This window comes from Marvinbryantia sp., assembly GCF_047017445.1.
Taxonomy (GTDB): Bacteria; Bacillota; Clostridia; order Lachnospirales; family Lachnospiraceae; genus Marvinbryantia.
In genome coordinates this window covers 385621-397784 of record NZ_JBKXTT010000002.1, presented here as the reverse complement: position 1 = coordinate 397784, position 12164 = coordinate 385621, and the positions used below count along the sequence as shown (strand labels likewise).

Annotated in this window: 8 protein-coding genes; 5 read left to right on the top strand and 3 right to left on the bottom strand. The window is 51.5% G+C overall.

Annotated features, from left to right (window positions below; genetic code table 11):
- Positions 1-12: 12 nt before the first annotated feature.
- Positions 13-1410, bottom strand: a complete 1398-nt coding sequence (locus ACLU9Q_RS03735) for a response regulator transcription factor (protein WP_296832490.1) — start codon at positions 1408-1410, stop codon at positions 13-15.
- Positions 1385-3160: a sensor histidine kinase gene (locus tag ACLU9Q_RS03730; RefSeq protein WP_302592005.1), complete on the bottom strand. Its 1776-nt coding sequence runs from the start codon at positions 3158-3160 to the stop codon at positions 1385-1387. The genes ACLU9Q_RS03735 and ACLU9Q_RS03730 overlap by 26 nt, the downstream gene beginning before the upstream one ends.
- 232 nt (positions 3161-3392) lie before the next feature.
- On the opposite strand from ACLU9Q_RS03730, the gene ACLU9Q_RS03725 reads away from it, so the two are divergent.
- The 5 genes from ACLU9Q_RS03725 to ACLU9Q_RS03705 all read left to right on the top strand — a co-directional run bounded on the left by ACLU9Q_RS03725 (position 3393) and on the right by ACLU9Q_RS03705 (position 10826).
- Positions 3393-5075: an extracellular solute-binding protein gene (locus ACLU9Q_RS03725; RefSeq protein WP_302592006.1), complete on the top strand. Its 1683-nt coding sequence runs from the start codon at positions 3393-3395 to the stop codon at positions 5073-5075.
- Between the two features lie 77 nt (positions 5076-5152).
- Entirely contained in the window at positions 5153-6061 is a 909-nt protein-coding gene (locus tag ACLU9Q_RS03720) for an ABC transporter permease (RefSeq protein WP_412624669.1), read from the top strand.
- Between the two features lie 12 nt (positions 6062-6073).
- Positions 6074-6958 carry a carbohydrate ABC transporter permease gene (locus ACLU9Q_RS03715; RefSeq protein WP_302592007.1) on the top strand — a complete coding sequence of 295 codons (885 nt, stop codon included), beginning with the start codon at positions 6074-6076 and terminating at the stop codon, positions 6956-6958.
- Positions 6959-6967: 9 nt separating this feature from the next.
- Positions 6968-8803: a hypothetical protein gene (locus ACLU9Q_RS03710; protein WP_296832503.1), complete on the top strand. Its 1836-nt coding sequence runs from the start codon at positions 6968-6970 to the stop codon at positions 8801-8803.
- Positions 8804-8816: 13 nt separating this feature from the next.
- Positions 8817-10826 (top strand): beta-galactosidase, encoded by a 2010-nt coding sequence (locus ACLU9Q_RS03705; RefSeq protein WP_296832505.1) that lies wholly within the window; start codon positions 8817-8819, stop codon positions 10824-10826.
- A 214-nt stretch (positions 10827-11040) separates the two neighbouring features.
- On the opposite strand, the gene ACLU9Q_RS03700 is transcribed toward ACLU9Q_RS03705, so the two are convergent.
- The gene (locus ACLU9Q_RS03700) at positions 11041-12159 is read right to left on the bottom strand and encodes a phosphotransferase enzyme family protein (protein WP_298513976.1); all 1119 of its coding nucleotides are present in this window, start codon (positions 12157-12159) and stop codon (positions 11041-11043) included.
- Between the last annotated feature and the right edge of the window lie 5 nt (positions 12160-12164).

The window sequence follows — 12164 nt, the reverse complement described above, 5'->3', positions numbered from 1 at the left end:
CGGCAGTATTTTTTATGCTTTCGGATGCGGCTCCCTGCGGTATTCTGAAGGGCTTTTTCCGGTCATTTTTTTAAACAGGCGGCTGAAATATTTTTCGTCCCGGTAACCTGTCTGGAAAGAAATCTCCTGGATGGATTTTCCGGTGGTGGTCAGCAGCTTTCTGGCGCACTCCATGCGCAGACGGATGCAATAGTCGCTGAAGGAAACCCCGACGATATCGTGAAAGCAGCGGCTGAAATAGCCGTAGCTCATCTGGGCGTTCCGGGCGATCTCCGTCGTATCAATCTGCTCCGTGTAGTGCGTGTCGATATAATTCTTCACATTCAGAATGCTCCGGACGACCGCGTCGGAGTATTTGGATGAAAAACGAAAATAATTTGTTTTCTCATAGAGCAGGATCAGCCAGTCCTCCACCTCTTGCCAGTTGTGAAATACAGCGGGGACCGCTATTTTTTCTCCGGTCAGCTCGCTGTAGGAGGAATTCCAGACCGCCTCCAGCGCCAGCAGAAGGTGATAGAGGGCGGAGGGCCTTAGCTTCTGCGTTTTCAGATCAAAGGTGATCTGGTGAAAAAGGTCGTTTTCGTGAATCCAGTTCAGAGAAAGCCACTCTTTTTTGAGCTGCTCTACCGACTCCGCGCTCTGAATCGTTTCGTCCTCAAAAAGCTCATAGGCGTGTTTGTCGTTGACGGTTTTCAGCGGCTGGTAATCGTAGAAAAACTGCTCCTTCTGATAGTGGCGCAGAAGCTTGCCGAGCTGTGCGTACGTCATTTCCGACACGTCCGAGATGCGCAGCAGCATCGTGTTCGGAAAATGCTCCGGGAAGGAAAATTCTTTTGTATCGCTTGTAAATACCCAGACACCTGCAAAAAGCTCAAAAATATTTTTGCTGTCGGCAAGCTGATTCAGCTCCTGAAATTGAAAAATATGCTCCTCCCCGTCCGGCTCCACAGTCAGAAGCGCATAAATTGACGGATAGAGAATTTTGCTGTTCCTCCAGTCGACGCCTGCCGGACCGGATACATTGCTTTTCTTTTTCATGACGGCGGCATAGATACGGTCAAGAATCTGGTCGAAATTTTCCCTGTCAAAATGCGTTTTTGCGATATAGTCAATCGCGCCGACGCGCAGTACGCTCTGGATGTACTCAAATTCCGTGTGAACCGTCAGCACAACATAGCTAAGCGCCGGATAGCGTGCGGACGCTGTCTGGATAAAGGTCATGCCATCCATGATTGGCATATCGAGATCCACAAGCACAAGGTCGACAGGATTTTTCGCAAGAAAATCAAGCGCCTCTTTTCCGTTGGATGCCTCGCCGACAATTTTCATATGATGCTTTTCCCAGGGCATCAGTATCTGGATACCCTTTCGCGTTAAAATATCGTCATCTACGATCAGTATTTTCAGCATGATAACCGCCGCCTTTCATTTTTGGAAATTCTATTGATATCGTTGTTCCGGCGCCGCTTTCGCTGCTGACAGAGAAAGAGCAGTTGTCCGGGAAAAAGCTGTGCAGACTGTTGACCACGTAAGACAGACCGATGCCGGACTGCGGGATGTCGGGAGATGCTGAAGCCGCAGAAAAACCTGCACCGGGAGAGACCGGACCGGTATTTAAAACGGCTCCACACAGGCGATTGATTGCTTCCAGCCGGTCGGGAGCGATGCCGGAGCCGGTGTCGGAGACGGTAAGACGGATGCGCTCGTCAATTTGGACTTCCACGAGGATTTCCATGCCGGGACGGTAGCCGTGGCTCAGCGCGTTTTCTACCAGCGGCTGCAGCAGGAATTTGGGGCAGGGGTAATTCAGCTCCTCTGCAGCAGACGGGCGGATTATTTCAAAGTGAAAATCGTAGCGCACCTTCTGGAGCCGGATATATTCCTGCAGGGCGCCAAGCTCCTTTTCCAGAGTGGCGGAAACGCTGTCCTTGTCAAGATTGTAGCTCAGAAGATGGGCGAGCGACTGCGTAAGGTCATCTATTTCATGCTGTCCGTTCATCAGCGCCAGCCAGTGCATCGTATTCAGCGTGTTTAGCAGAAAGTGCGGATTGATTTGTGCGCGCAGCTTTTCGAGCTGAACCTGGGCGGTTGTTTTTTCCTGCGCGATAATCTTTTGGATCATCTGCTGGATCTGCTTTTGCAGAGAAGCTATTTTCTGCAGAAGATGCTCATATTCCGGGATGGAGGAATGCCATTCCCGGGAAACCTCCTCGTCGGAGAGCAGAAGCTCAAGCTGACGATCGAAAAGCTGCAGCGGCGTATAGATGCTTCGCCAGAAATAGACGGCGAGCAGCCCCACCAGAACCGCAACGATGATCGTGCAGAGCAGGGCTTCCCGGAGAGAATGGTAGTAGTCAAGCGCGTAAATCTGGTTCGGAATGATCAGATGCACCTGCCAGCCCTGCGGCATATCCCTGGAAAGACTGCGGAAGTTCTTTGTTTTGCCGACGGACAGCAGAGCGGGGATTTCCTCGCTGCTGTCCTCGGGGAAATTTGTATAAATCAGCTCGCCGTCCGTGTTTGTTACCGCAAGATAGGCGGATTTTCGCCCGGCAAGCTCAATCGGATCGAGCATGGAATAAAAGCCTGTCTCAATAGACAGCGTAACGCTCCTTCCGTTTGGCAGCGTCTCGGTCCGGTTGAGGATCAGCACCGGATTGCCGTTGTAGTTGCTCTGGCTGGAGCAGGGACCGTAGAACGAAAAGGCAGAATTCTGATAGAGCACGGGAAGCTGATCAGTTTGATTTCCGCTCACGGGATAACTGCTGTAGATATATTCCGATTCTGTGTTATCATATAAAGAGAGCAGAGAAACATCGGTGTTGGAGAGCGTAAGCATCGTGATATCGTTCATAAGGGCAGAATACTGCTCCTGATGGTCATACGGCGAGGAAACTGAATAATAGAGAAGCAGCGTGTCCTGTATCGCTTCGTTGTCGAGAATCTGCCCGGAGGTCAGCGTCAGATTCCACAGAAGATCCTGCATGGTATCGCAGGTTTCGGAGAGCAGGCTGTTGTAATCGTCGGCGAGCTGTTTTTCCGTAAAGCGGGTGATGAAGCGGCCGCCGATAAAAATATAGGTAAACAGCATGAGCAGCAGGATACCGAAAAAAGAAATAAAGATTCTCGCTTTTAAAGAAACGCTCCGCAAATTGGTCATTTTTCTGCCTTCCTTTTTAAAATTCCTGTTCTTATTATAAAATTTGTACAAATCATTTGTCAACATAGATGCCGCACAGAAGGGGTGGAGTATTTTGCCGGACAGGAGGACAATAATGAAATGCGGACACAGCAGTTTTGAACAAAGTACCCCTTTCGGTGAAGTATGTCGGTTCAAAAAAGCGCACAGAAAAGATATACTGGATTCATCAAAAAAACATGGAGGTGTGAAAATGAAGAAAAGAAAGCAAACAATTTTAATTGCCGGATTAGCATGTGCGATGGCTCTTGGCGGAGCGGTTTCGGTGGGCGCGAGCGAAAATATGCCGGTGGACGAGAGCGGAAATCCCAGTCCCTTCGGAAAATACGAGGAGCCGGTCACGGTGGAAATCGTTCAGTCGATCAATCCGACGCTTCCGCTCCCGGAAGGCGACAGCGCGACAGACAACTACTTTACCAGATACATCAAGGAAAATCTGAATATTGATATCGCGGTGAAGTGGTCGGCAGCTTCCGCAGATTACAATGAGAAGCTGAATCTGGCGATCGCGGCAAACGACCTGCCGGATGTGTTCGTAGTAAATGAACAGCAATTCCGCAAGCTGCTCAAATCGGATATGCTGGCAGATCTGACGCCGTACTTTGACACCTATACATATGACATCATCAAACAGAACATTGACACGACTGACGGAAAAGCGATGGAAAACATCACTTATGATGGAAAAATCTATGCGATTCCAAATGTGCAGGTGGAAGGTGACGGCTACAATCTGATGTGGATCCGGCAGGACTGGCTGGACGAGCTGGAACTGGAAGCGCCTCAGACTATAGAAGAGCTGGAGCAGGTGGCAAAGGCATTTGTAGATAATAACATGGGCGGAGAAAATACCATCGGAATCCTGGGACCGACGATCAACGGTGCGCTGTACAACACGTTTCTTTCGATTAACAATTTGAACTGCCTGGACGGAATCTTCCAGGCATACCAGAGCTATCCGGGCTTCTGGGTGCAGGATGAGGAAGGAAATGTTGTTTACGGCTCCACGACGCAGGAGACGAAGGAGGCGCTTGCCGAGCTGCAGAAGCTCTACGCAGACGGCGTACTCGACCAGGAGCTTGGCGTGAGAAAAGACGCGGATGAGGCGTGGAAGAGCGGAAAAGCAGGTATCCTGTTCTCCCCGTGGTGGCACGGCTACAACGTAAAGGACTGCATCGCCAACAATCCGGAGGCGGAATGGAAGGCATATGCAGCTCCGGTCGCGGAGGATGGAAACTGGTATCCGAAGCTTGGCGGCGTTGGCAACAGTTACTGTGTGGTGCGCAAGGGCTATGAGCATCCGGAGGCAGCGATTATGCTGAACAACCTGCTTCGAAGAAGCGAGGGCCTCTTCCAGGAGGAGACAAGTCTGGATATGAGCTATTATCCGGGATGCGTTGTTGTTGCTCCGAGCGACGAATGCAGCTTCAGCGTAGAAGCGCTGCGGGCAAAAATGAACGGCGAGGAAATTCCGGAGTACGATCCGCTGAACTACAAGCTGCTTGAAAGCGATTTAAACAGTCTGGAGGAGTGCCTGGAGGCGCCCTACGATGATCTGAGTATTGAAAAATGGAATACCGAAATCATGTCCACCTCCGGAAGCTTCGGAAGACTGTATTCCCTGCTGATGGGCATGTCCGCGGTGGAGGACGCAGAGGAAGCGGGCATTGTAAACAAGGTTTACAGTGTGACCTACACACAGACCGATACGATGGAGCGCAGATGGACGAACCTCAAGAAGAAAGAGGACGAAACCTTCCTGAAAATCATCATCGGCGAGGAACCTCTGGAGGCATTCGACACCTTTGTGGAAGAGTGGAACGCCGAAGGCGGAGCGGATATTACGGCGGAAGTGCAGGAACTTGCAAATCAGTAAGAGCGGCGCTGTGAATGGGTGCCCGGGGCATCTGAGAAATTTCAGATGCCCTCTCTTTTTCAAAAAAGGAGACAGACATGAATAGAAAGAAAAATAATATCTTCCATTCCAGGACAGGGGCATACTGGCTGATGCTGCTCCCGGCTCTGGTCTGGATGATCATGATAAATATTGTCCCAATGTTTGGTATCGTGATGGCGTTCCAGGATTACAATCCGGGGCTTGGCATCTTTCGCTCTGAATTTATCGGGCTGGAAAATTTTGAATATATGTTCCAGATAAAAGATGTGTCCCAGATTTTTACAAATACGGTGGTGATCGCGGTGGGCAAGCTGCTGCTGAACGTGTTTGTGCCTGTGGTATTTGCACTGCTGCTCAACGAAATAAAAAATGCGGCGTTTAAGAAAAGCGTGCAGACCATTGTGTACCTCCCGCATTTTATCTCATGGGTTATCATGGGTGGAATACTTCTGGATGTGTTTGGGTTATACGGACCGATCAACTCTGTCCTTTCCGCTCTTGGTATGGAGCGGGTGGCGTTCTTCCGGATTGCTTCGATCTTCCGGCAGCTCGCGATCGGAACGGATGTGTGGAAGGAATTTGGCTTCAATGCCGTGGTTTATCTGGCGGCGCTGACGGGAATCAGCCCGGCGCTTTACGAGGCGGCGGCAATCGACGGAGCGAGCCGCTGGCAGCGCATGTGGCACATCACGCTTCCGGGACTGAAACCGATCATCGTTCTGATGACGATCCTTGCGCTTGGCAATATCTTAAACGCGGGCTTCGATCAGATTTATAACATCTACAATCAGGCGGTTTATTCCACCGGTGATATTATCGATACCTGGGTATATCGTGTTGGCCTGAACGATCTGCAGTTTTCGCTGGCGACTGCGGTCGGGCTTCTGAAGTCTGTCGTAGGATTTTTACTGATCTCCCTGTCTTATGCGATTGCATACAAGAAGGCAAATTATCGGATTTTTTAGGAGGGCTTACGAATGGTAGAGAAAAAAACAGCCGGATATTATATCATACAGGGAACGTTTGTCGTTATCCTGGTGCTTCTTGCGCTGAGCTGTCTGCTGCCGCTTCTGTATAATCTGGCAGTGTCTTTCAGCTCGAAGGAGGCGGCGGAAGCGGGGCTTGTGGCGTTCTGGCCGGTGGATTTCACTTTGAATGCCTACAAGGAGATCATGGGGGAGAAGGCGTTTTTTGTATCCTTCCTCACAGCGGTAAAGCGTGTGGCGCTCGCGCTTCTCATCACTCTGCCGGTTCTTACGATGGCAGCGTATCCGCTGGCAAAGAGCAAACATGAATTTGCGCCGCGCAATATGATTTTATGGATTTTTGTATTCTGTATGCTGTTTTCGGGAGGTACGATCCCGTGGTATATTGTGATGAAAGCATACGGACTGACAAACAGCGTTTTCGGGCTGGCAGTCTGCGGCGGCATCCCGGTGTTTAACCTGATCCTTATGGTGAATTTCTTCCAGGATATCCCGAAGGAATTGGAGGAGGCGGCGATGGTGGACGGGGCCGGGGCGTGGTACATTCTGACGCATATTGTCGTGCCGCTTTCGAAGCCCGTGCTGGCAACTATCGCATTATTTACGATCGTGACGCACTGGAACGATTTCTTCCAGGGACTCGTGCTTTCCACAGGCGAAAAATATTATCCGCTGCAGACCTACATTAAGCAGTTGATTTTTCAGGTGGATACGACGACCATGACGGCGGAGCAGATCAAGCAGGCGTCGATGATGTCAAACACCACGATGAACGCAGCGAAGATATTTATATCGATGGTTCCGGTGCTTTGCATTTATCCGTTTTTACAGAAATATTTTGTCACAGGCATCACCCTGGGCGGCGTGAAGGAGTAGGAGGAAAAGATGGAGCATTTGATTTTCAGCAATGACAGTTATGAGATGGACTGGCTGCGGCAGGATTTCCGGTACGGGAAGGTCACGGGACCGGAGGAGCTGGAGTTTGCGGCAGAGACGGAGCAGAAGGGGGATATTGCATACACCTGTGTTTCGATAACAAATCCGTCGGACAAACCGTATTTTACGAACAACGAGAGCATTGCGATTACCTTTCCGCTGCCGGACAGCTATGAGGACAGCAGAACCTGTCTGAAAAAGCGCTGTCATGTACACATTTTCTGCGGAAAACAGGTGAGCTGGATCTGCGCTCTGCGCATGGGCGGGGAGGCTCCCCACCTCGGCATGGTGCTGACGGAGGGCAGCCTTGCGGCATACAGTATCCAGCGGAATATCCTTCACCAGAGCAATGATCGTGGCTGTTTCCTTCTGCATCCGGAGGGGATGCAGCTTCAGCCGCATGAGACGAGGAAGCTTCGCTGGACGATCTTTCCGCACGATGGCAAAGCTGATTTTCTGAAGAAGCTGAGTGTCTATCAGCCGCGCATGGTGTGCGTGGAGGCGCAGCGCTATGTACTGTTTTTGGGCGAGACAAACCGGATAGAGATAACGCCAGCATTCCCGGCGGAGCGCGTGACGGTGAACGGCGAGGAAGCGCAGCGGGAGGGAAATTCCTTTGTTTATTCTTACACGGCGGAGAAGATCGGTGAGCTGACCTTTTCCATCTGCGCGGATGATGTGCAGACCGAATGCCGCATATTGGTGCAGGAGAGACCGGAGCTTTTAGCGCAGCGGCGGTGCCGTTTTCTGGCAAAGAATCAGCAGTATACGGGAGAGGGACCTCTTAACGGCGCTTATCTGGCATACGATAACGAGGAGGAGCGTCTGGTGTACACGCCGGAAAATGATTTTAACGGCGGCAGGGAGCGCATCGGCATGGGAATCCTGATGGCGCGTTACCTGCAGCAGAAAAAGGACGAAAATCTGATGGATAGTCTCGAAAAATATAGGGATTTTGTGCTGCGTGAACTGGTGGACAAAGAAACGGGATGTGTTTATAATGATATGGAACGCGATGACAGTTATCACAGGCTGTACAATGCGCCCTGGGCAGCGACCCTTTTCACAGAGCTTTACCGGCTGGAACAGAAAAGAGAGTATCTCACATATGCCTGCCGGATTGTGAAGCGCTACTATCAGGAGGGCGGCAAAGAATTTTATCCGATCGAGCTTCCGGTGCTCGCGCTGATAAAGGCGCTTGGCGAAGTGCAGATGGAGGCGGAGCAGAGAGAAATGCGGGTGCTGTTTATAAACCACGCTGACTGGCTGTGCGGGCGGGGACTGGATTATCCGCCCAGCGAGGTGAACTACGAGCAGAGCATTGTCGCTCCGGCGGCGCAGATTTTACTGTCTGTCTATCTGCTGACGGGAAAGGAAAAGTATCTGCACGCGGGCGGGCAGCAGGTAAAGGTTCTGGAGCTGTTTAATGGAATGCAGCCGGACTATCATCTGTATGAGAGCGCCGTGCGTCACTGGGACGGATACTGGTTTGGAAAACGCCGGTATTACGGTGATACGTTTCCGCATTATTGGAGCGCGCTGACTGGAAATGTGTTTGCGCTTTATGCAAAGGCGACGAAAGATGCTTCATACATGAAGCGGGCGGAGGATTCCAGAAGAGGAGTGCTGCCGATGATTTTCCCGGATGGACGCGCCTCCTGCGCGTACGTTTATCCGCAGAGTGTGAATAACAGGCGGGCGTCATTTTATGATCCGTATGCGAATGATCAGGACTGGGGACTGTATTTTTATCTCCGCGAAGGAGAGGCGTATCAAAGAGACTAAGGAGGATTAACAGATGGGAAAAAAGATCAGCCGGATCTTGTACGGCGGCGACTATAACCCGAATCAGTGGCCGCGGGAAATCTGGAAGGAGGATATGCAGATTTTCCGGGATGCTCATATCAACAGTGCGACGATCAATGTTTTTTCCTGGGCAAAGCTGCAGCCGTCGGAGGAAACCTACGATTTCTCCGAACTGGATGAGATTGTCGATATGTTAAGCAAAGAAGATTATGATATCGTGCTGGCGACCTCCACCGGAGCGGTTCCGGCATGGATGGCGAAAAAATATCCGGAGGTTGAGCGCACGGACTACGAGGGACGTCATCACAAGTTTGGTCAGCGTCATAACGCGTGCCCGAATTCTCCGGTTTTTCAGAAATATTCGGCGGCGCTTGCAGCAAAGCTGGCGGAGCGCTACGGAAGCAATCCGCATGTGAAGTGCTGGCATGTGAACAACGAATACGGCGGCACCTGCTACTGCGAGAACTGTGAAAAGGCATTCCGCGTGTGGGTAAGGAAAAAATATGGAACGCTGGATGCGGTGAACAAAGCCTGGAATATGGAATTCTGGGGACATACGCTGTACGATTGGGATGAGATCGTGGCGCCGAACGCGCTCAGCGAGGGCATTGGTACGGAAAAAACAGCGTTTGCGGGAATTTCCATTGATTATAAACGCTTTAACTCAGACAGCATTCTGGAAAACTATAAGCTGGAGCGGGATGCGATCCGCAGGTTTGATTCCGAGGCTGTCATCACCACAAACCTGATGGGAAGCTATAAGGAGCTTGACTATTTTAAGTGGGCGAAGGAGATGGATGTGATCTCCTGGGATAATTATCCGGCGTACGATACACAGCCGGGATATACGGCGATGCAGCATGATCTTATGCGCGGCTTGAAGGATGCGCCGTTTATGCTGATGGAGCAGACGCCGAGCCAGCAGAACTGGCAGCCATATAATTCGCTGAAGCGCCCGGGGCAGATGCGCGCGCAGAGCCTGCAGACCATCGCGCACGGAGCCGACACCATCCAGTTTTTCCAGCTCCGCAGAAGCGTCGGGGCGTGCGAGAAATTCCATGGAGCGGTGATCAGCCACGCGGGAACAGAAAATACGAGAGTTTTCCGGGAAGTGCAGCAGCTTGGCGGCGAGCTGGAAAAGCTGGGAGACGTGATCCTGGGCAGCCGCAGCTCGGCAGAGGTCGGCGTCGTATTTGACTGGGATAATTACTGGGCGCTGGAGTACACGAGCGGTCCGACGGTGGATTTGATGTATGTAAAGCAGATTTATGCGTATTATCAGTATTTTTATCAGCATAATATACCGGTGAACATGATTCCGTTCGACGCGGATTTCAGTAAATATAAGCTGATCGTAGCGCCGGTACTGTACATGGTGAAGGCGGGAATGAAGGAAGCGCTGGAGAAATTCGTGCAGGATGGCGGTGTGCTGGTTCTCACTTATATGAGCGGGATCGCGGATCAGTCCGACAATGTTTATCTCGGCGGCTATCCCGGTCCGTTCCGGGAGATGGCCGGCGTCTGGGTGGAGGAAATCGACGCGCTCTCGCCGGAACAGACAAACCGGGTGCGGTTCGCAGACGGCAGCACCGGAAGCTGCAGCCTGGTGTGCGATCTGATGCATCTGGAGGGCGCAAAGAGCCTCGGCGAATACGCGGAGGATTTCTATGCGGGAATGCCGGCTGTCACAGAAAATTGCTATGGAAACGGTAAAGTGTACTATATCGGCACACTGCTGGAGGAATCCGCGCGCGGAAAGCTGTTCTCCTATATCTGTGGGAATGCGCAGATAAAAGGGCTGGCGGAAACAGCACCGGGGCTGGAGATCACCTGTCGCGAAACCGAAACGCACAAGATCTATTTTGCTCTGAACTTCGGGGATGAGGAATGCAGACTGCCGGAAATGTTCCGGGGACAGAAGGATCTGCTGACGGGCAGCGTGCTTGCAGAGGATACAGTCTTAAAGAAATTTGATGTATGCATAGTGCAGGTGGAAAAATAATTATATGAGCCAGGGGACAAAAGGTCTAAACCCATACGAGCTTGTTCAGAAGTGGGTTTGAGAGTTACTGTTCAGGTCAGGACTTTGCATTCAATGCAAAGTCCGTAAGAAAGTGATACAGGTGTGAGCAAATCCCATTCGCGGAGCGAATTTTAAATGGATTTGCGAATATTACTGTGAACAGTAACGTTTGAGAACTTTTGTCCCCATACAATCAACAGGGATTCTTTTGAACCTCTTCTGCCACTTTTCTGACGATCTCTTCCATCTGTCCGCGTTTTTCTTCCATATCCTTCACCAGCTTAAACTGCGTGCGTGCGCGGTCCAGGTTGTGGTTCTCACGGTGTATCTTGAAATAGTGGTCGCCCTCTAAGTGGTCTGCGAGAAAGCGCATCCCGCATTCGAGCGTCATCATAATTGCACCGTCGATCAGCGAATCCAGCTCGGCGGGGGTGAGCGTGCCGCCGCAGCCTTTCAGGAAGCCTTTCGTGTATGCCTCGAAAAGCTCCAGACTGCAGGAGACTTTTGAGAGATCCTGCTCATCCTCGGCGGCGGTGCTTGCGCCGAAGCGGATGGAATCTCCGAAATCATTGGCGGAAAGTCCCGGCATCACGGTGTCAAGGTCGATGACGCAGATGCCCTTTCCGGTTGCATTGTCGATCAGGATATTATTCAGCTTCGTGTCGTTGTGCGTAACGCGAAGGGGCAGCTCGCCGGATGCCTGCCGGTCCACCAGCGTGTGGACGTATTCTCTGCGCGCCTCCACAAAAGCAATTTCCCCGCGCACATTGTCCGCGCGTCCGGCGCTGTCTGCTGCGACCGCTTTTTCAAAATCGGCAAACCGTACCGGCGTGTCGTGAAAATGCGGGATCGTTTCGTGAAGCGTGTGCGCCGGATAATCCGCCAGCAGGCGCTGGAAATGCCCGAAGGAGAGCGCACTCTGGTAAAAATCCTCCACAGACTCCGACTGGTTGAAGCAGGAGGTATTTCCGATAAAATCGTACACACGCCAGTAGCCGTTTAAGTTATCCTTATAATACGGCTTTCCGTCAGCGGCGAGGCGTACGTTTAAGGTCTCCCGCGCCGGATCGCCGCCTTCCTCTATGATCTTTTTCCGAAGCCAGCCGGTAACGCCGCTGATATTTTCCATCAATTCTTCCGGATGATGAAATATTTCCGTATTTATGCGCTGCAGGATAAACTTGTCTGTCACGGAAACCTCCACAAGAAAGGTATCGTTGATGTGACCGTCGCCGTAGGAGCGGACGGATGCAGGATCTGCGTCGAGGCAAAAGGCATTCAGCACTTCCTGGGATATTGCTTTCTGATTCATGATCG